The 19,991-nt window shown below is 64.1% G+C and carries 15 protein-coding genes and 1 tRNA gene; 12 read left to right on the forward strand and 4 right to left on the reverse strand.

What is annotated here, in order from left to right:
• Positions 1 to 133: 133 nt before the first annotated feature.
• Entirely contained in the window at positions 134 to 1,312 is a 1,179-nt protein-coding gene (gene glf, locus BBSC_RS01165; RefSeq protein WP_033516736.1) for a UDP-galactopyranose mutase, read from the reverse strand.
• A gap of 117 nt (positions 1,313 to 1,429) precedes the next feature.
• Positions 1,430 to 2,443 (reverse strand): ribose-phosphate diphosphokinase, encoded by a 1,014-nt coding sequence (locus BBSC_RS01170; protein ID WP_033516734.1) that lies wholly within the window; start codon positions 2,441 to 2,443, stop codon positions 1,430 to 1,432.
• A gap of 198 nt (positions 2,444 to 2,641) precedes the next feature.
• Between BBSC_RS01170 and rpsF the strand changes: the two genes are divergently transcribed.
• The 10 genes from rpsF to BBSC_RS01220 all read left to right on the forward strand — a co-directional run bounded on the left by rpsF (position 2,642) and on the right by BBSC_RS01220 (position 12,384).
• On the forward strand, positions 2,642 to 2,938 hold the full coding sequence (gene rpsF / locus BBSC_RS01175; RefSeq protein ID WP_033516727.1) for a 30S ribosomal protein S6: 297 nt from the start codon (positions 2,642 to 2,644) through the stop codon (positions 2,936 to 2,938).
• 47 nt (positions 2,939 to 2,985) lie between these two features.
• A complete protein-coding gene (locus tag BBSC_RS01180) occupies positions 2,986 to 3,618 on the forward strand; it encodes a single-stranded DNA-binding protein (protein ID WP_033516726.1) in 633 nt (210 codons plus the stop codon).
• Positions 3,619 to 3,704: 86 nt separating this feature from the next.
• Positions 3,705 to 3,953, forward strand: coding sequence for a 30S ribosomal protein S18 (gene rpsR / locus BBSC_RS01185; protein ID WP_003810112.1), 249 nt, complete (start codon positions 3,705 to 3,707; stop codon positions 3,951 to 3,953).
• Between the two features lie 20 nt (positions 3,954 to 3,973).
• The gene (rplI, locus tag BBSC_RS01190) at positions 3,974 to 4,420 is read left to right on the forward strand and encodes a 50S ribosomal protein L9 (protein ID WP_033516724.1); all 447 of its coding nucleotides are present in this window, start codon (positions 3,974 to 3,976) and stop codon (positions 4,418 to 4,420) included.
• Between the two features lie 274 nt (positions 4,421 to 4,694).
• A tRNA-Lys gene (locus BBSC_RS01195) sits at positions 4,695 to 4,768 on the forward strand.
• 548 nt (positions 4,769 to 5,316) lie between these two features.
• Positions 5,317 to 6,819 (forward strand): hypothetical protein, encoded by a 1,503-nt coding sequence (locus BBSC_RS14125; protein ID WP_033516721.1) that lies wholly within the window; start codon positions 5,317 to 5,319, stop codon positions 6,817 to 6,819.
• Positions 6,723 to 8,603, forward strand: coding sequence for an MSCRAMM family protein (locus BBSC_RS14430; protein WP_331386613.1), 1,881 nt, complete (start codon positions 6,723 to 6,725; stop codon positions 8,601 to 8,603). The genes BBSC_RS14125 and BBSC_RS14430 overlap by 97 nt, the downstream gene beginning before the upstream one ends.
• A gap of 83 nt (positions 8,604 to 8,686) precedes the next feature.
• Positions 8,687 to 10,261 carry a SpaH/EbpB family LPXTG-anchored major pilin gene (locus BBSC_RS01210; protein ID WP_161787627.1) on the forward strand — a complete coding sequence of 525 codons (1,575 nt, stop codon included), beginning with the start codon at positions 8,687 to 8,689 and terminating at the stop codon, positions 10,259 to 10,261.
• 226 nt (positions 10,262 to 10,487) lie between these two features.
• On the forward strand, positions 10,488 to 11,564 hold the full coding sequence (locus BBSC_RS01215) for a class C sortase (RefSeq protein ID WP_070098285.1): 1,077 nt from the start codon (positions 10,488 to 10,490) through the stop codon (positions 11,562 to 11,564).
• A gap of 85 nt (positions 11,565 to 11,649) precedes the next feature.
• The gene (locus BBSC_RS01220; RefSeq protein ID WP_033516692.1) at positions 11,650 to 12,384 is read left to right on the forward strand and encodes an MIP/aquaporin family protein; all 735 of its coding nucleotides are present in this window, start codon (positions 11,650 to 11,652) and stop codon (positions 12,382 to 12,384) included.
• Between the two features lie 396 nt (positions 12,385 to 12,780).
• Here the strand turns inward: BBSC_RS01220 and BBSC_RS01225 are convergent, their stop codons facing one another.
• Positions 12,781 to 14,346 carry a glycoside hydrolase family 43 protein gene (locus BBSC_RS01225; protein WP_046726154.1) on the reverse strand — a complete coding sequence of 522 codons (1,566 nt, stop codon included), beginning with the start codon at positions 14,344 to 14,346 and terminating at the stop codon, positions 12,781 to 12,783.
• Positions 14,347 to 14,473: 127 nt separating this feature from the next.
• On the reverse strand, positions 14,474 to 16,057 hold the full coding sequence (locus BBSC_RS01230; RefSeq protein WP_375713306.1) for a glycoside hydrolase family 43 protein: 1,584 nt from the start codon (positions 16,055 to 16,057) through the stop codon (positions 14,474 to 14,476).
• 200 nt (positions 16,058 to 16,257) lie between these two features.
• Between BBSC_RS01230 and BBSC_RS01235 the strand changes: the two genes are divergently transcribed.
• The gene (locus tag BBSC_RS01235; RefSeq protein ID WP_033519750.1) at positions 16,258 to 18,495 is read left to right on the forward strand and encodes a family 43 glycosylhydrolase; all 2,238 of its coding nucleotides are present in this window, start codon (positions 16,258 to 16,260) and stop codon (positions 18,493 to 18,495) included.
• A gap of 96 nt (positions 18,496 to 18,591) precedes the next feature.
• On the forward strand, positions 18,592 to 19,650 hold the full coding sequence (locus BBSC_RS01240) for a LacI family DNA-binding transcriptional regulator (protein ID WP_033519749.1): 1,059 nt from the start codon (positions 18,592 to 18,594) through the stop codon (positions 19,648 to 19,650).
• Positions 19,651 to 19,991 lie beyond the last annotated feature (341 nt).

Raw genomic sequence — 19,991 nt, forward strand, 5'->3', positions numbered from 1 at the left:
GCCTTGATGCGCAATCGGCCGGTGCCGGACGTAACCGCCCCGCACCGGCCGATCAGTCGGTCATCCGACCGGACTTTACCAAGGCGCCCAAGCCGCCAGCCCCCGCTGCCGGCTTCAACACCCCGGAACGCGCCTACTTCGCGATCAGCGGCAGCACCTGCTCGTCGAAGGCGGTGAGCGCCGTATCGATCACGTTGTGCATGTCGTAGTACTTGTACGTGCCCAGACGCCCGCCGAACACGACCTTCGGCTCGGCGGCCGCCTTGGCGGCATACTGCGCGTACAGCGCCTTGTCGGCGTCCGTGTTGACCGGGTAGTACGGCTCGTCGCTGCGCTCGGCGAAGCGCGAGTACTCCTCCCACACCACGGTCTGCTCGTGGTTCTGGGAGTCGTAGCGCTCCGGGTTGAAGTTCTTGAACTCGATCGCGCGGGTGTAGGGCACGTCGGCGTCCGAGTAGTTCATCACCGGGCAGCCGAAGTGGTCGTCCTCCGCGTAGCGCACTTCCTTGAAGTCCACGGTGCGCCACTTGAGATCGCCCAGCTCGTAATCGAAGTAGCGGTCGACCGGGCCCGTGTACACGACCGGCACGCCGGCCGCCTGCAGCGCCTTCTTGTTGAAAGGCTGCGACTCGTCGAAGAAGTCCACGCCAAGCGACACCTCGATGCGCGGATCGTCGATCATGCGCTCCATCCACTTGGTGTAGCCGTCGGTCGGCAGGCCCTCCCAGGTGTCCTTGAAGTAGCGGTTGTCGTAGTTGAACCGCACCGGCAGGCGCTTGATGATGTCGGCCGGCAGCTCGGCCGGGTCGGTCTGCCACTGCTTGCCCGTGTAGTTCTTGATGAACGCCTCGTACAGCGGGCGCCCGATCAGCTGGATGCCCTTGTCGTTGAGGTTCGCCGGGTCCGTTCCGGCCAGCTCGCCGGCCTGCTCCTCAATGAGCTTCTTCGCTTCGGCCGGCGTGTAGGACGCGCGGAAGAACTGGTTGATCGTGCCCAGATTGATCGGCAGCGGGTAGACTTCGCCGTCATGCGTGGCGTACACGCGGTGCACGTAGTCGGTGAAGCTGGTGAACCGATTGACATACTCCCACACGCGCTTGTTGCTCGTATGGAACAGGTGGGCGCCGTACTTGTGGATCTCCGCGCCGGTGGCCTCGTCCATGTACGAGTAGGCATTGCCGCCGATGTGGTCGCGCACGTCGATGATCCGTACGCTTGCCCCGGTGCGCTCCACCGCCTGCTGCGCGACCGTCAGGCCGAACAGGCCGGCGCCGACGATCACCAGATCCGGATACTGCGAATTTTCCGCCATGGGTAAACCTTCCACGATTCGTGTGCTGTTTCAGCGCCAGCTTACCGCAGAGGGTCTATAGCAAACCGCCGCGGCCTCTCGCGCATGGCGCGGGACCGCGGCGGATCGGCCGGCGCATCACGCGTAGATATTGCGCGGGCGCATGTCGGAGGGCAGCCCCTCCAGCAGGTGCGTGACCGAGCGGGATTCGAACACGGAACGGATGCCGGCCGCCAGCAGCGGCGCCACCGACAGCACGGTCATGTTCTGCAGACGCTTCTCGTCGGGCACCGGCACGGTGTTCGTCACGATGATCTCGCGCGCGCCGCAGCCGGACAGCCGCTCGATCGCGGGGCCGGACAGCAGGCCGTGCGTGGCCACCAGCGTCACCGACGCGGCGCCCGCGTTGCGCAGCGTGCGCACCGCCTCGCAGATCGTGCCGGCCGTGTCGATCATGTCGTCGACGACCACGCAGTCGCGCCCCTCGACCTCGCCGATGATGCCGTGCGCGGTGGCATGGTTCGGGCGGGTCGTGTCGCGGGTCTTGTGGATGAACGCGAGCGGCAGGTTGCCCAGCTTGGCGGCCCACTGCTCGGAGACCTTGATGCGCCCGGCGTCGGGGGAGACGATCGTGGCGTGCTCCATCGGCACGTTGGTGCGCACGTAGTCGAGCAGCACCGGCAGCGCGGTCAGGTGATCGACCGGACCGTCGAAGAAGCCCTGCTCCTGCGCGGCGTGCAGGTCGATCGTCATCATGCGGTCGGCGCCGGCGGTGCGGAAGAGATCGAACACGAGGCGTGCGGTGATGGGCTCGCGGCCCAGGTGCTTCTTGTCCTGGCGCGAATAGCCGAGGAACGGGGCGACCACGGTGATCGACCGCGCGGAGGCGCGCTTGAGCGCGTCGATCATGAGCAGCTGCTCCATGATCCACTTGTTGATCGGGTCGGTGTGGCACTGCAGCACGAACACGTCCGCGCCGCGCACCGGCTCGGTGTAGCGCACGTACATCTCGCCGTTGGCGAAGTCGTAGGCGGTGGTCTCCAGCACTTGCGTGCCCAGGCATTCGGCGACCTCCGCCGCCAGCTCCGGGTATGCGCGGCCTGTCACCAGCGCAAGTCGCTTATCCGGGGTGCCTTCGAGAATCGCCGACATAGTTCGCCTTCCCAAGTCTGGTTGTACGAGAAAAAAGAGCCGTATTCAAATATAACAACGACGGTGTATGAACACGCATGCCGCTCCTGTCGGCCTGTTGGGATAGCCTGTACAGGTTGCCCGCGCGCATGCGGGCAGCGCGTATACACACTCCTGCCACGGAACGTCCGTGGCCGAATAGTCCGAAGGAGGTGGGTGATGTCTGCGCATAAGTACGAACTGATGTTCATTGCCGATCCCGAGCTGGATGAGCGCGGTCTGAAGAAGTTGACCGAGCAGTATCTGGAACTCGTCACCAAGGAAGGTGGTTCCGTCGAGAACACCGATATTTGGGGACGCCGCAAGCTCGCTTACGAGATCGCCGGCAAGACCGAAGGCAACTACGTCGTGGTGAACTACACCTGCGAGTCCGCTGTCAGCGATGAGCTCGACCGTGTGCTGAACCTCAACGAATCCGTGATCCGTACGAAGATCCTTCGTAAGGACGCCAAGTAAAGCTTCCCTCAGCGTCACGCTGAATACGTAAGTAAGAAGGTAACGTCATGGCAGGCGAAACGATAATCACCGTGATCGGCAACCTCACGTCCGATCCCGAGCTGCGTACCATCGGCTCCGGCGCAACCGTCGCGAGCTTCACCATCGCCTCGACCCCGCGCACATTCAACCGCAACACCAACCAGTTCGAGGATGGCAATGCGTTGTTCCTGCGCTGTTCCGCCTGGCGCGATCTGGCCGATCACTGCGCGCAGTCCCTGTCCAAGGGCATGCGCGTGATCGCCCAGGGCCGTCTTCAGCAGCGCAGCTACCAGGCTCAGGACGGTTCGAACCGTACCGTCGTGGAGCTGCAGGTCGATGAGATCGGCCCGTCGCTGCGTTACGCCACCGCCCAGGTGACTCGCCAGTCGAGCGGCCAGGGTGGATTCGCCGGCCGCAATGCCGGTGGATTCTCCGGCAACCAGAACGCTGGCAACTCGGGCTTCGGCGGCAACGGCGGCTACTCCGGCGGCGGATACCAGGGTGGCGCAGGCTACGCCGGCGGCGCCCCCGCCCAGCAGGCCCCGGCCGCGCCCCAGGCGCCGGCCGCCGACCCGTGGAGCGCGCCCTCGTCGAATGACGGGTTCACCACCTTCGGTGGCAGCTCCGATTTCGGCGGTTCCGACGAGCCCGAGTTCTGATCCGGGCCGTTGCGCCCAGCCGGGCACGCCAGTGCGTGCCGCACTTATTTACGAAGCGTCATTTCATAGTTTGTAAGGAGAACATCATGTCCCGCAAGAGGCCGCAACCGCCGGTCAAGCCGTTCAAGAAGAAGCCGAATCCGCTGAAGGCCGCCAAGGTCACCGAGATCGATTACAAGGACGTTGCGCTGCTGCGCAAGTTCATCTCCGATCGCGGCAAGATCCGTTCCCGCCGTATCACCGGCGTGACCGTGCAGGAGCAGCGCGAGATCTCGAAGGCGATCAAGAACGCCCGCGAGATGGCTTTGCTGCCGTACGCCACTTCCGGTCGCTGAGTTGAGGAGTAAAGACAATCATGGCTGATACCAAGGTTATTCTCACCGCCACCGTCGCCAACCTCGGTCACTCCGGTGACGTCGTCGAGGTCAAGGCCGGCTACGCCCGCAACTACCTGATCCCGCAGGGCCTCGCCTTCGCGTGGTCCAAGGGTGCCGCCGCTCAGATCGAGTCGATGAAGCGCGCCCGTCTGGCCAAGGCCGTCGCCACCCGCGAAGAGGCCGTCGCCGCCAAGCAGCTCATCGAGGGCACCACCATCGAGATCGCCGCCAAGGTTTCCGAGTCCGGCAAGCTCTTCGGCGGCATCTCCGCCGAGAAGATCGCGATCGCCCTGTCCAGCAAGGCCGCCGTCAACCCGAAGAACATCGAGGTCGAGACCATCAAGACCACCGGTGACTTCCCGGCCAAGGTCGCCCTGCACCCGGAGATCACCGCGTCCTTCTTCGTGAAGGTCGTCGCCGAGTGACCCACCGGTTCCGGCTCGCCGGAATCATCCAGACTGCGGCCGCCATGGCCGCGATAGTCTGAGCTTAAGCATTGCCCTTCGTGCGTGTTTCGACACGCCGAAGGGCTTTTTTTATCATCTTTTTTCGGGTATCGACGGTCCGGTATGGGCCACTTCGGGTTGTTCGGTGGTCGGGGTGCTGAAACGAAACCCTTGGAATCATTGGCGACACGCCGTGGCTTGAGTTCGAAGAGAATCCGAGTATAGTACTTACTCGGCTCAAGAAATGACCAACGCCCCTTTAGCTCAGTTGGTTAGAGCAGCTGACTCTTAATCAGCGTGTCCAGGGTTCGAATCCCTGAGGGGGCACCTTCAAGGCACTGTCGAAAGACAGTGCCTTTTTTCGTATCCCAGCGGTTTTTGCATTCGCATGGCCTATGTCCCCTGATTCCTGTCTCGCGGATTGAGCACCCATCCCCGGTCGTAGCCGCATAACCCTGCGTGACATCGCATAACGCGGCGTAACACATCGGCGGGTTCTTCAAGAAATGTTGCGCTCAGCTGAATTGTGGCGCGGCGACACGTCGTACGTCGACGAAGTTGGGGTGAGTTGTTGACAAAGGACGAGCTTTTGACAACGTGCGATGCGCGGCGTACCGCGACATATAGGGGTGCTCAAATGAAGGGTGTAGCCGTTCTCGGGGGTTGAAGCGGATTCGGGAAGCGGCTTGAATCATGCTTGGGTAAGTTGCATAGGCTGCTGCCGCATGGAGAGGAACGCCGTTCGCCTTCGCGTGCAAGCCGCATGTTGTTGCGGTGCATCGAAGGAGACGGCCGTTATCGCGCATGATCGTCTGAGGGGATTCGACGAATCGCGAATGCTGCGGTGCGGATGCCGTTGTGGGGAAGGACACGGAATGATTCGTGGAAATATGACGCGCAGGCTGGTCATGGGGATCATGGCCGTCGCCGTGTGCCTGGGGACCGGGATAGCCATGGCCGGTTCGACCGCCGCCGCGCCGGTCGCGTCCGCCGCGCCGGGTTCGGTGCACCGTACCCGCCCCGCCAGCAACACCGATGGCTGTGAGGGCAAGTTTTCCGCATTGACCCGCGGCGGCGATGTGTATTCGTACAAGTCCGTCAACGACAATCGTGGCCAGATGACCGGCGCCGCCGAGAACTTTACCCAGAAGGGCGAAGCCGACAAGAATTACTGGTTCAGCTTCAGCAAGCAGTTCGGCAGCGGTTCCTACGAGGCGCTCGGCGTCAATGGCGGCTCCAACGGCAGTGCGGGGGCGGCCTATGCGGTGAAGCCCAAGATCGGCTTGGATCAGATCGCTCGGCTCAAGCGGGGCCAGCGTCCTACATTCACCAATGAGGACTTGGCGGAGTATACGATCGTCAAGCGCTCTGCGGACGGGAGCTTCACGCAATCCGGCCCCCTGGATCTTCGCCGGGCGAATGCGCGTGTGTTCAGTGGCAATATTCCCGATAAGAAGAACTACCACATCTCCGCGTACCGAATTCGCGGCGGCGCCGTCAATCCAAAGGACGGCAAGTATTATTTCGCCGCTCTGGTGGTCAAGGCCCAATACATTCCCGCGGGGCGCAGCCCGCAGGTGCTCAACAACATGGGTGCGTATCTCTATCGACTGGACGAATCCAATGGCTGGAACGTCGATTTCGTCGGCTGGTATACGATCGGTCGGCGTGAAACCCTCCAGGATTCCGGGTCCCGGACCGGCGACATCGCATTCAACGACAATGGCGATCTGTATTTTCTGTATCAGAAAGCCGATATCGGTACGGAGGAGAACAAGCTGGATTTCTTGCCGGCAGCCGAACTGAACCGGGCTGCGGCGCTCAGTGTCGCCGCGGACGCGCCTATCAACGCGCAGATCGACTCGTTCCGGCAAAAGGAGATGGCGGTTGGGGGCGGTTATGCCAACGTTGCCAGGAATAGCGATCAGGCGGTTCGCCCCGGCGGGAAGAGCCTGAACTATAACTCGGCAAGGCCGGGATCTGGCTGGATGGGGCAATTTGGCGCCAATGGCAGGTCCACGATAGTGACCAAGGGTACCTCGGGCTTCCGTCTCGATGGTCTGGCCGATGTCGGCAGCGGCCATCTCTATATCTCTATATCGGCGGCGCATTTAACGGTAACGGCACCAACAGTGCCCACCGCAACGTCGTGGGCGATTTCATGCCAGGCAAGTCGCAATGGTACACGGGGAACACCCGCGTGCATGATGTGCAGTCGTCGCCAGAAGAGATCGTCGACCTTGCCGGATGCGGCAAGCCCGACCCCAAGCCGGTCACGCTTGTGCTGCAGAAGGACTATCCGGACGGTCGCTATTCCCCGAGGGACAACGTCTCGTTGGGAATCCTCGAGAACAGGATGGGCTCCTGGGAGACGTTGAACGCCGTCAAGACGAATGGTCCGGATGTCGGCTTGCAGGACCGCAAGGCGCAGGCCACCATTACCAAGGGCGTGACCTACCTGGTCACGGAGGGCAATGCCGTCACCCCGTCCACCGGCAACGTAGGCGATCGGCGGCATTACGCCAAGCCCGAGCTCCGTTGCGTCGGCGCGGATGGAACCACCTCATGCCCGGCTGGCGTCGTCACGGAACCGCAATGGGTGGATACCGGAGGCGCCACTCGCTGGCAGGCCCGGGTCACGATCCCCGAGAGCGCGAAGAGCGACATCGTGTATCTGACCTTCGTCAACCGTCCCACGAGCACGGTCAAAATCGATCTGACCGTGACCAAGAAGCTGGTCACGGTGCGCGGGAACTCCTCGGTGGGTAATGCCGCCGATCCTCGCGCCAGCGTTCAGTCCGCCTCGCGCTGGGGTGACGAACAGTTCATGCTGCAGGCGGGAAGCGCCGATGATAACGGAACCTTTGCGGACCAGCAGCTGGCTACGACGACCACAACCGGCACGGGGTCGACCGTGGGTAATAGTACCGTCACCCGCCAAAACTTGTCTTTCGGGACTCAGGCGTCCGTAGGCGAGCGGCTTATGGAGAACGGTAACGACGTGACCGTGGATCCAGACAACCAGATTCCGGGTTATGAGCCGTTCTATTACTGCGCTTTGGATCCCGAATCAAACAGCGCGCTGGTGAGAAGCGCTCCTCCCTTCACCGCCACCATGCGGTCGGGAATCATGACCATGCGGCTTCCCGCTTACGGCAGCTTCCAGCACTCGTATCTGGACAGATTGCGCCAGCAGAAGCAGAATGTGCAGGTCAACTGCACGATTGCCAACGTTCCTCGCGGTTTGCCCATCACGCTGACCAAGGTGCTGGACGGCGGCCGTGCGCGGAACGGCGATCAATTTGACCTGACCATTGCGAACCGCGGCAATTCGGTTACCACGCGGACCACAGGCAGCGACGGCACGATCGACAACGGAACCGGTACGGTTCGGTTGCCGCTCGCCCGTCAGGGCAGTGTATATCGCGTGGACGAATCGCCGGCCGGCTCCACCACGTCGAAGCAGATCCAGGTCGACGCTCCCCGGGCGGACGACCCGGACGGCGCCGCGGTGACCGGCACCAAGACGGTGCTCCCCGATTACCGGTCGGTCACCGAGTGCGTGGTGCGTATGGCGGGCGGGAGATCCGAAACTCTGGAGGTGAAGGACTACGCATTCGACGAGAACGGCGGCATCGCGATCCATCAGGGTGTGCGGCTGCCCGCCGACAAGACCGGCACGGTGGCGTGCACCATCACCAACCGGCCGAACATGGTTGAGTGGTCCAAGGTGGACGCCGCCAACAATACCAAGTTGTTGGGCGGATCCGTGTGGGCCCTCGCCGGCGACCATGTTCCCGGCGGCAGCCTCGAGGTGCGCGACTGCACTGGTGGCGACTGTTCGGGCCTTGCCGACCAGGATCCGGCGCCGGGCCGGTTCCGCGTGGTCGGGCTGGAGGACGGCGGTTACACGCTGACCGAGACCGAGGCGCCGCAGTACTACCAGAAACTGACTGCACCGCTGCAGTTCACCGTTACGAACGGCGAATCGAGCAGAGGCCGCGACTGGAGCATCGGCAACGACCCGATACCGTTGCGGTTCCAATTGAATTTTCCGCTGACCGGCGGGCAGGGGTCAACCCTGTTCCTGGTCTTGGGCGGGGGAATGATTTCAACGGCTTTGATCATGGGCCACTGGTTCAGGAAAAGGAGGCGGCGCTAACTGTTTCCATGAGCGAACGGCTTGCGGCGGAACAAGAGCCGACAAGCGATATACGACCATTCAACAATAGAGAAAGCAAGAATATGAAGCACAATGTTATGAAGCGCGTCATGGCGCTGGCCGCCGTGGTGGCGGTCTCGGCGCTGGGCTTTGCCAGCACCGCGCATGCCGCTCCCGGCGGCGGTTCCACCGCTATCGATGCGAGCGAGCTGGGCAACATCACTCCCGGCACGACCGGCAGCATCACCATCCACAAGTACGAGGAGATCGGCAACACGACCAAGCTCTCGGTCAACGGCACGAGCACGATCCCCCAGGGCATGAAGCCGCTGGCCGGCGTGACCTTCAGCATCTACCCGATTGAGGGCATCGATGTCGCCACCGTCGATGGATTTAACAAGGCTACCGAGCTGTCGAAGATCGCGAAGAACTTCCAGGCAGGCGCCCCCAAGATCGGTAACGCGAGGATCGGCGAGTACAACCTGGGTACCGCGCACGATACCAATGCGACCGATGATCAGGGCATGACCAAGGACTCCGGTGTGTCACTCGGCGCGTATCTCGTGGTCGAGAAGGGCGCTCCGGCGAAGGTGACCGGCAAGGCCGTGCCGTTCGTCGTGACCGTTCCGGTGCGCGACACCGAGGCGAAAAAGTGGCAGTACGACGTGCACGTCTACCCGAAGAACGAGGTCAGCGAGTCCAGCAAGAAGACCGACTCCTCCCAGACCGTGCAGGTCGGCGACGACATCAAGTGGGACATCTACACCAAGATCCCCAGCGTCGCTGCGGGCAAGAAGCTGACCAAGATCCAGATCGTGGATGCGCTGCCGGACGCCGTGCGGTTCAAGTCGCTGACGGCCGGCGTCGTCGATGCGAACACCAAGAAGACCGATGACGTCCAGCTGATCGTGGACACCGACTACAAGCTGTACGCGCCTGCGGCCGATACCAACGGCAGCAACGCCAGCATCGTGCTCACCGAGGCCGGCCTGACGAAGGTTAAGGATATGGGTGGACATTTCGTGCATGTCAATATCGTGGCGACACTGAAGAGCGCCGGCGACGGCACCATCATCAACAAGGCGTACCCGACTGTGGAGACCGATGTGGACGGCACCACGCCGCCGACCCCGCCGACCCCGGACAACCCGCCGACGCCTCCGACGAATACGCCTGAGATCCCCTCCAACCCGACCTACGTCGGCAAGCTGAAGATCACCAAGGTCGACGCCGACAACACCACCAAGACCCTGAAGGGCGCCAAGTTCCAGATCTTCCCGGTCAAGGGCGATGGCAGCAACGCCGACCCCGTGATGAATGGCACCGACAACTACTTCACGACCAACGATGACGGCGTCATCGAGGTTGAGCTCTCGCTGCACGAGCAGAACACCGGCAAGTTCAAGATCGTGGAGATCGAGGCTCCCGCCGGCTTCGTGACGCCCGACGAAGCGCACAGGACTACCGAGGTCACGCTGAGTGCAGGCGACGTGGCCACCAACTACAAGACGATCGAGAACACACCGAACAAGGGCGTGGTCCCGAACCTGCCTCTGACCGGTGCGAGCGGCCGCATCCTGATGCTGCTGGCCGGTGGCGCACTCGTGATGGGCGCCGGCATCGCCGCGTTCAAGCACCGCGCCCGCGGCAAGCAGTGATATCGTCCGGTTCGGTCTGGGGCTGCGGAGGCTGACGGGCATGCCTGACAGGCGCCGGATGGCGCCGGGCATGCCGGCCGGCATCCGTCTCCCGGATCGGCCGGCGTAGGTACCGATGCGGCGCACGGCGACCATATCGATGGTCACGCCGTGCGCCGCATCTCTTGTTGTCTCCGGGCCGGCCGTTGCCGGCACCGTTGCCCCATCACGGTGAGGAGTGTGAGGAATGGCTGTGATCGCCCATCATGTAACGGAACGCTATGACGTCCTGCGGGCGTGGACCTTTTCCAAGGTCGCCGCGCTGATCGGCGTGGTCGCCATCGTCGGCGTTGTCATCTTTCTGTATCCGGACATCTCCAACTGGACCAACCAGTACTATCAGGTGCAGATCCTCAGGAACCTGCAGGAGCAGGAGCGGCATGCCACCCCGCCGGCCATCGAGCAGATCGACAATGCGCTGCGCTACAACCAGGCGCTGCAGTCCGGCGCGATCGTGGGCGCCAACGAGCGCCTGCCCATCGCGGACGGCCATGCGAACGGCATGACGGACGGCGGCCTCCTGCCGTACGATCAGCAGCTCAACATCGACGGGACCGGCATCATGGGCCGCATACGCATCCCGAAAATCGATGTGGATCTGCCCATATACCACGGCACCTCCGAAGAGACGTTGCTGAAAGGCGTGGGGCATCTGGAAGGCACGTCGCTGCCGGTCGGCGGCGAATCGACCCATTCGGTGCTCACCGGGCACCGGGGGCTGGCCAGCGCGAAGATTTTCACCGATCTGGACCGGATCGTATCGGGGGACAGCTTTGTGGTGGAGATACTCGGGCAGGCGTTCACCTACCGGGTGTTCGACGTGCGCGTGGTCGAACCCAGCGAGACCCAGTACCTTAAAACGCAGCCGGGCAAGGACCTGATGACGTTGGTGACGTGCACGCCGATCGGCATCAACTCGCACCGCATCCTCGTCACCGGGGAGCGCGTGGTGCCCACGCCGCAGCGGGACAAGGACGATGTGGGCAAGAACATCGCCGTGCCGTTCCCCATGTGGGCGGTGTGGCTCGGGCTCGCCCTTGTGCTGGTCGGGCTCTACCAGTGGCGCATGGGCTTCGTCACGGTTCCGGCCGGGCGGGATGGCGAGTCGCGGGACGGTGGACCCCGAGAGGGCGGAGTCCGGGATGAAGGGTCCCGGGAAGGCGGGTCGCAGGGTGCCGGGCCGCGGAAAGCCGGGCCTCGGAAAGCCGGGCCGCGGAAAGCCGGGCCTCGGAAGGCTGGGAAAGGCCGCGGGCGCCATGCCTGATGACGGCGCGGCAAAATACATATCTTGCTGTAAGCTTAATCGTTGGACTTTTTCGAGAGAAGCCAAGAAAGCAAAAGGAACACCAGTGGAATATTCCCTCTTTACCAAGTTGGCCGCCGAGTTCTTCGGCACCGCCATCCTGATGATCTTCGGCAATGGCTCCGTGGCCAACGTCGAACTCAAGAACACCAAAGGCCACCATGCCGGCTGGCTGAACATCGCCATGGGCTACGGCTTCGGCGTCATGTTCCCGGTACTCATGTTCGGCGGCATTTCCGGCGCGCACATCAACCCGGCCATGACCCTGGCCCAGGCCGTCAACGGCATGTTCCCGTGGGGCGAGGTGCTCCCGTACATCATCGCGCAGCTGCTCGGCGCGCTGCTCGGCCAGTTCATCGTCTATATCACCTACTATCCGCACTACAAGGAGACCGAGGACGCCGAGGCGATCCTGGGCACCTTCTGCACCACCGACGCGGATAACGAGAAGGTCAACTACTTCCTCAACGAGATGTTCGGCACGCTCGTGCTCGTGTTCGGCGCGCTGTGCTGCCTGATGGACCCGTGGGGCGAGAAGGACCCGGCCGCCGCGGCCATCGTGGTCGGCTTCATCGTGTGGGGCCTCGTGACTTCCATGGGCGGCCCGACCGGCCCCGGCCTGAACCCGGCCCGCGACCTGATGCCGCGCCTGCTGCACGCCATCCTGCCGATCCCGTCCAAGGGCAGCTCCCGCTGGAACGAGGCGTGGATCCCGGTCGTCGCCCCGATCGTCGGCGCGATCATCGGCGCCTGGCTGTTCCAGTTCTTCTTCGCCGTCTGATAGGTGCCACGGTCACAAGGCTGTCCTTAATTGCAGGATGAGCTGGCCGCGAAGCGGTCTGTCTCTACACTTGGCTCCCCTCAGCGAGGGGAACCAAGTGTAGCGCCGCTTTTTGCGGCTTATTGTGTGCGTGAGGCTCCGGTCCCCGTTACGGGACCGGAGCCTCACGCATATCTTGGCCTATTGTGGCCTCGCGCATGCCTTGACCCGGCCTGAATCACCTCCTGATGCGATGCAGATGCGAGTTGTCGGTGCGTGCGGTTGGAGACCGAGGCCTCTGGAGGCCGATTTTCGCGTTTTTGAACGATATAATCTGCCCGAAATAGGTCGGTCTCGAAACCCGCGCACCGACAACTCGCACCTACCATGCATCGAGGCACCGCTCAGATGCCGAAATCACCCTATTCGCGCGCCCCAGATCGAGCGGTTCCCGCCGATGGCGGAGAAGGTGGCCGTTCTGGCCCCATCCGCCTCGCGCGGCAGCGTGGCGAACACGCCGGTGTACGTCACGCCGTCGAGCGTGATGGCCATATCGCCGTCGCAGCAGCTGACGCCCGCGAGATTGGTTCCGAGTATCCTCCACGCCCCGCGCGTGGCCGGGCCGTCGGTGGTGCGCGGCAGATTCGCCTCGGGGGTGTCGAAGAAGCTGACGGCGCTGCCGCTGGTAACGCGCCCGTCGGCCTCCAGCGTGATCGTCTCCGGCCGGTTGACGCCGTAGTAGGAGCCATCCTCGTTGCGCGTGCCGTTGAAGAAGGTGTGCGGGTCGTGGCGCACCACCTCATACTGCCCGAGGATGGATTCGGCGTTGGCCGGGGTGCGGGCGTCCCCGCCCTGATAGGCGAAGGGCGCCGCGGTCAGCCATCCGTCGGCGGTGGGCAGCAGTTCGCGCACATGAGCCTCGTACTCGCCGTCGTCCCGGCCGATGAAGCGCGTGTGGTAGACGAGGAACAGCCGTCCGTCGCTGGAACGCCGCAGCACGGAGTTGTGCCCCTGAGACACTTCCACCTCGGCCTCGTAGGCAGGACCGCCGCCCCACATCACCGACGACGTGAGCCGGATGCCGGTGTCCTTTTCGTGGTTGTCGGGGATCTCGCCGTTGGAGATCGCCGGATTGCCGTTCTGGTCCACATACGGCCCGACCAGGTTCTTCGAGCGGAACAGCCGGATTTGGTAGCCGCCGGTGCGCCCCAGCCACCCATAGGCCATGAACAGGTACCACCAGCCGTTGTGGCGCACGAAGTACGATCCCTCGCCCGAGTTCCAGTAGCCGCCGGCCACCTTCACGCCGTAGTACGGGTCGGCGGCATCGGGCACGAGCGGGTAGCGGACCGTGTAGTCGCGCAGGCCGGTCTTCGGGTCGAGCTTGAACATCCACACGCCGCCGAACCACGAGCCGAAACTCATCCACATATCGCCGTGCTCGCACAGGATCGGCGCCGCGTCGATGGCGTTGATCCGCGTGTTCTTCAGCGACTGGTACCGCTTCAGCCCCTCGGCGTCCGCCGCGGCGTCCAGCACGCGCGGCACGTCGGTGCGGTCCACGTTGCCGGGCGTGAACCCGGAGTAGACCACCGGCCCGACGTAGGTCCAATCCCCGTCGAGCCGTTCGGCGGTGAGCAGCACGATCACCGAGCGGAATTCGTGGCCGTTGACCGACAGGTACATGCACCAGCGGCGCATTGTGTCGTTCCAGATCACATCCGGCGCCCAGGTGTTGCCTTCCAGATCCGGGTTTTCGGGCTGGCGCGGCCACGCCTGCCAGACGTCGCCGAGCAGCGAGGCCGGGTCGCGGCTCAGGTTGTTCTCGAAGCGTTCCCAGTGGACCAGGTCGGTGCTGCGCGCGCAGCGGCGGTGCGTGCCGAAGATGTAGTACACGCCGTGGTCCTCGACGATGGCCGGGTCGTGGATCGCCACATGGCCGTTATCGAGCGGGCGCTCGCCGGATTGTTCGTGTTCGCTCATGGATGTTCCTTGTTTGTGCGGATGCGGGTATGGAGGATGCGGATGCGGCGGATGCGGATACGACGGCGGGTATGGGCCCGTAGGGTGCGTGGCGCGCGGATGCCCGCGCGCCACGCACCCTACGGGCCTACTTCTGCGAGCCCCAGACGCACACGTTGCCGCCGAGCGCCGAGAAGGTCATCACGTCCTTGCCGTCCTTGTCGCGCGGCAGCTTGTCGAACGCGCCGTGGTAGGTCACGTCGCCGAGCGTGACGGTCACGTCGCCGGTACCGTCGGACTTGTCGAGCTTCCAGGTGCCGGTCTTGTCGCCGCTGACCGTGCCGTCGCCGTTGAGCGTGATGCTCACGGGCTTGTTGACGCCGCGGTAGTCGGTGCTGTTCTTCTCGTTGACCTTCTTCGGACCCTTGAACGAGGTATTCTGCTCGTGGGTCACCAGTTCGTAGTCGCCGGTCACGTCGTCGGCGGTGTACTTGGTGTCGGCGGCCCTGGTTCCGGTGTATTCGTACGGCGCGACCGCCAGCCATCCGTCGTCGGTCGGCAGCAGTTCGTGCACGCGCACCTCATGCTTCTCGCCGGTGCCGGAGAAGCGGGTGTGGTAGACGAGGTAGACGGTGCCGTCGTCGTCCACCAGCGCGGAGTTGTGGCCCTGCGCCACCTCGATGTTGGCGTTGTCGTTGCCGCTCCACTGGATCGAGCTCATCAGGCGGATGCCGATGTCGCTCTGCCAGTTGTTGCCGATCGCGCGCGTGCTGACGGCCGTGTTGCCGGCTTCGTCGACGTACGGGCCGGTGATCTTGTCGGAGCGGAACATGCGGATCTGGTAGCCGCCGGTCTGCTGCAGGTTGCCGTAGGAGGCGAACAGGTACCAGTAGCCGTTCGTGTGCAGCAGGTAGGAACCCTCGCCGGAGTTGCCGAAGCCGCCGCCGAGCTTGACGCCGTAGTAGGCGTCGGACTGGTTGGCCACCGTCTCATAGGTGGCGTTGTAGTCGCGCAGGCCGGTCGACGGGTCGAGCTTGAACATCCACATGCCGCCGAACCACGAGCCGAAGGTCATCCACATGTCGCCGTTGTCGTCGGTCTTCACGCACGGGTCGATGGCGTTGATGCCGGTGTCGGTCTGCGAGGCGTAGCGGGCCAGGTCGGCCCCCTCGCCGAGCACCTTCCACACGTCGGTCTTGGCGGCGTTCACCTTCTCGAATCCGGAGTAGACCACCGGCCCCACGTAGGTCCAGTCGCCCTCGATGTCGTCTGCGGTGAGCAGCACGATCGCCGAGCGATAGTTCGCGCCGTTGATCGACATGTACATGCACCACTTTTTCATCGTCTCGTTCCAAACCACGTCGGGCGCCCACATATTGCCGTCGACGTCGGGGTTGGAGGACTGCTTGGACCAGTCGGTCCAGATGTCGGCGAAGATCGTCTTGTAGTCGGTGCTCAAGTTGTTCTTGAAGCTGGTCCAGTTGATCAGATCGTCGCTTTTGAGCCATGCGAGATGCGATCCGAAGATGTAGTACTTGCCGTTGGCCTTGACGATGGACGGGTCGTGCGATTCGCCGCGCTTGATGCTGCTGGTGGCGGTCTCGCTGGTGTTCGCGCCGTCGGCGGAGTGCGCGTCCTTGTCGGTGCCGCTGGCGGCGCAGCCGGCCAGCGTGCCGAGCAGCAGCACCGCGCTGAGTGCCGCGGCGAGGGCTTTGCGTGCTGAGTTGATCACGGTGATGAACCTCTCTTCGGTCGGTGTGGTAACGGGATTGAGCGGATGCCGTCGGGTCGTTTCGGGTTGTCGCCGGGCTGCATCGCGGTGGATGGAGCCGGGGGATCGGTGAAGCGACGCCGCATTTGTACATCGATGTAATCACCTGTATGCTAGTGTACATCGATGTAAAAGAAAAGTCGAACCGAAAGGGCGTTGCGATGGCGAATCCCTACTCACTGCTGTGCTACACGCGTGTCCCCACCTCGCGCGAGGAGGCGAACAACGCCGATATCGCCCTGAGCATGCATCTGGCGCTGCGCTCGCCGGTGTCGGGCAAGTGGGAGCCGTTGAACGAGAACTACGGCATCTTCTTCGCCGCCGGCGTGCCGAACGCTTCGGTGCCCGCCCTCGCACGGCGCGCCTGCACCGCGGCGGCCGATTTAGGCGCTGATTCCTGTGTCGGGACCGGCAAGGCCGGCAGGGCCGGCGGGTCTGACGGGTCCGATGGGCCCAATGGTGGTGCCGGCGAGGCTGGGGGAGACGTCCGCCCGGTCAGCGGAGCCGTCGCCTACGATGCGGTGATGCCCGGCGTCGACATCGCGCTCAAAAGCCTCAAGGATCCGTTCCTGTTCCGCCTGGCGGACGGCCGCTTCGGCATCGCGGCCACGCGTACCGATCGCGACGGCGTGCCGGACGGCTCCGAGCGGTCGGCCTTCCTGCTGGCCGTGAGTCGTGATTTGCTCACTTACCGTCAGCTGGGATTGGTCCGCCTGGACACGGCCGATGGCGTGCGGTCACCAAGCGTCTCGTATGATGCCGCGAACCGCCGGTATGCGATCCGTTGGACCGACGACTGCGGCCGCGCGCGCCACGCCGTGGTCGACGACATCCTCGAGGCTCCGGGTCGTGTGATCGCCATGCCCGCCGCGGATGCCGGAGATGCTGCGAATGCCGTTGGCGCTGCGGGTGAGTCGTCCTCGGTCGTTGCCGATGCGGCGTTCGATGCCGCGCCGGCCGTCGCCCACGATATTCCCGGCGCGGTGCCCGGCAACGTGATCGAGATCGGCGCCAAGGAGGCCGCGTCCCTGATCGCCCGATTCGGCCGCGTCTACAACACCGGCGTGTCCGTGCGGCCGACGACGTTGCCGGCGGGTCTGCGCGGCGAGGACGCACGCGAGATGGTCGGCGTTTTGGGCAAGACGGTCGCCGTGCTGCGTTATTCCGACGGCTCCACCGCCGTCCGCGCGGTCGACTGGGATGCGTCCCAGCTCGCCCGGCTGGCCGATGACGCCGCCGCAGGGCTGCTGCGCCCGGGCGACACCCGCCATGTCGACGGACGGGTCCGCCAGAGCGTGTACCCGGTCCCCTTCGCGGTCGAGCGCGCCGATCCGTCGGTGTTCGCTTGGAATTTCAACGGCGAACCGATGTTCCTGTTCATCGCGACCGAGGATGCCGACGGCAATTGCGTCGACCCGCGCGGCGGCCGCGCGCATATGCCGCTGCGCGTCGCGTCCACCATCGAGGGGCTGTCCGACGCGGCTGGCGGGCGCGCACGCGAGATCGACCTGCTGCGGCGCGGCGACCGGAACTCGGAGGGCCGTGCGATGACCGGCTGCTTCTGGGCGCCCGAACTGCATGTGATCGGCGGCAAACTCTCGATCCTGTTCATGCCCTGCTTCGACGGGGATCCGACCAATCCCGACGGCACCGCGAACGACCGTGCCGGCAAGCCCGACATGTGGACCGGCATCTGCCATATCATGCAGCTCAGGCAGGATGCGGACGGCCGTGACCTCGATCCGCGCGATCCGGCGCACTGGACCGTGCCCGAGCCGATCCTCGGCGCGCACGGCGAGGCGCTCAATCCGGTGCAGCGCATCAGCCTCGACATGACCGTGATCGTGGATTCCGGGCGCTGGTATTACGCTTGGCAGCAGGTCGGCAGCGTGTGGATCGCCTCCTTCGACCCGTCCCGCCCGTCCCGCCTCACCTCGCGGCCCGCACAGATCATCGTGCCCGAATTCGCGTGGGACAATATGATCGCCGAAGGGCCGAACGCATTCGTGCACGAAGGCAGGATCTACCTGATCTATTCGGGGTCGCTGGTCGGCATCGACTACACGACCGGGCTGGCGACCGCGCCGGCCGGTCAGCGGGCCGATCTGACCGATCCCGCCACCTGGACCAAGCTCGACTATCCGCTGCAGAAATCCGGCGTGTACAACGGTGCATGGCAGCTCGGAACCGGCCATGGCATGTGGTCGCACGACGAGGACGGCAATCTGATCTACGTATTCCACAACGCCGAATACGAATCCGGCCGCTACGGCGGGCGGGACGCGCAGGTTCGCCGCGTGCACTGGTCGGCGGAGGGCATGCCGATCCTGGACATGCAGTCCGATGAGGAACTCAACCCGGATTATGCTGGTATAAGGATGAACATCGTTGTGCAGTGATGCCGCTGCCCGGCGATGATACGCCTTCGGCGCTTGAATTCATAGGCCCCACTATGGTTGTGGGTTGTAGTACGAGAACAGAATACGGTGGGCAATATGGTCAGGAAAGCAGCGGGCAAGGGCGGCGATCATGTCGTGACGATGCGCGACGTCGCCAAGGCGGCCGGCGTGTCGATCAAAACGGTGTCCAATGTGGTCAACGATTACGAATTCGTCTCCGACGCGACGCGCGAGAAGGTGAGCAAGGCCATCGAGGAGCTGGGGTACACGGTCAACGTGTCCGCGCGCAACCTGCGCACCGGGCAGACCGGCATCATCGGCCTGGCGATCCCCGACCTGCAGATGCCGTATTTCGCGCAGCTGTCGTCGCTGGTGATCGAGGAGGCCAAGAAGGTCGGTCTGCGGGTGATCGTGGAGCCGACGCTGTATTCGCGCGAAGGCGAGCTCGACGTGCTGCACGACGTGCGCACCACGATGCTGGACGGTCTGATCTACAGCCCGTTGGAGCTCGGCCCGAGCGACGAGGGCGAGCTGAACGTCGACTACCCGCTGGTGCTGCTGGGCGAGCGCATCTTCACCAAGGCCGTGGACCATATCGCCACCGAGAACGTGGAGGGAGCCAAGCGGGCCACTTCGTACCTGATTCAGACCGGGTGCCGGCGCATCGCGGTCGTCGGCGTGCATGAGGGCGAGGATGTCGGTTCGGCGGCGCTGCGATTCCGCGGGTACCGCGAGGCGCTGGAGGAGGCCGGCGTCGATTTCGACGAGCGGCTGGTGGTGCCGTCGCGGATGTGGCACCGCATCGACGGCGTGCATGCGATGAATGGCCTGTTCGATTCGGGCAGCGTGCCCGATGGTGTGGTGGCGCTCAACGACATGCTCGCCTCGGGTGTTATGCACGCGATCCAGATGCGCGATCTGCGCATTCCCGACGATATTTCCGTGATCGGCTTCGACAACTCCGATGACTCGCAGTACCTGTCGCCGGCGCTGACGACGATCTCGCCCGGATTGGACGCCGTGGCGCGTCTGGCGGTGCGCGTGCTTAAGAACCGCATCGATGGTCGGCCGCCGCTGGACGGCGATTCCACCGCCCCCGTGTTCCGCAAAGTGTCCTCGACCCTGGTGGTCCGCCAATCCACCCGCGCGATGTAGGGCGCGGGCGCGGATTTTCCGAGGCGCTGCTTCTAGCGTCTGGTGGTTTTGCTGCGCTGGGAGGTTCTTGACATTCCGGATCGGTGAGGGTCTAATCGTGTTGCCCTGCTGAGGGTGCTCTCAGCAGGGGGATTCTTCTATGGTCTGGTGGTTTTGCTTTGCTCGAGAATCCTTGGCGAGGCGATGCTTCTGGTGTCTGGTGATTCTGGCCCGCTGGGCGGGCTCTTGACGGGGCATGGCGTCGAGATGCTAATGAGATTGCCCCGCCCGCCCACGCGCCCCGCATCGCTTCTCTCCCTCAACCTCCCCGCTCGCCCCGCAAAACGCCGACTTGTTCCATC

The organism is Bifidobacterium scardovii JCM 12489 = DSM 13734, from assembly GCF_001042635.1.
In the GTDB taxonomy this organism is placed as follows: domain Bacteria; phylum Actinomycetota; class Actinomycetes; order Actinomycetales; family Bifidobacteriaceae; genus Bifidobacterium; species Bifidobacterium scardovii.

Excerpts from the sequence above, each read along its gene's own strand:
- glf (WP_033516736.1), bottom strand. The coding sequence starts at position 1,312 with ATGGCGGAAAATTCGCAGTATCCGGATCTGGTGATCGTCGGCGCCGGC.
- BBSC_RS01170 (WP_033516734.1), bottom strand. The coding sequence starts at position 2,443 with ATGTCGGCGATTCTCGAAGGCACCCCGGATAAGCGACTTGCGCTGGTG.
- rpsF (WP_033516727.1), top strand. The coding sequence starts at position 2,642 with ATGTCTGCGCATAAGTACGAACTGATGTTCATTGCCGATCCCGAGCTG.
- BBSC_RS01180 (WP_033516726.1), top strand. The coding sequence starts at position 2,986 with ATGGCAGGCGAAACGATAATCACCGTGATCGGCAACCTCACGTCCGAT.
- rpsR (WP_003810112.1), top strand. The coding sequence starts at position 3,705 with ATGTCCCGCAAGAGGCCGCAACCGCCGGTCAAGCCGTTCAAGAAGAAG.
- rplI (WP_033516724.1), top strand. The coding sequence starts at position 3,974 with ATGGCTGATACCAAGGTTATTCTCACCGCCACCGTCGCCAACCTCGGT.
- BBSC_RS14125 (WP_033516721.1), top strand. The coding sequence starts at position 5,317 with ATGATTCGTGGAAATATGACGCGCAGGCTGGTCATGGGGATCATGGCC.
- BBSC_RS01210 (WP_161787627.1), top strand. The coding sequence starts at position 8,687 with ATGAAGCACAATGTTATGAAGCGCGTCATGGCGCTGGCCGCCGTGGTG.
- BBSC_RS01215 (WP_070098285.1), top strand. The coding sequence starts at position 10,488 with ATGGCTGTGATCGCCCATCATGTAACGGAACGCTATGACGTCCTGCGG.
- BBSC_RS01225 (WP_046726154.1), bottom strand. The coding sequence starts at position 14,346 with ATGAGCGAACACGAACAATCCGGCGAGCGCCCGCTCGATAACGGCCAT.
- BBSC_RS01235 (WP_033519750.1), top strand. The coding sequence starts at position 16,258 with ATGGCGAATCCCTACTCACTGCTGTGCTACACGCGTGTCCCCACCTCG.
- BBSC_RS01240 (WP_033519749.1), top strand. The coding sequence starts at position 18,592 with ATGGTCAGGAAAGCAGCGGGCAAGGGCGGCGATCATGTCGTGACGATG.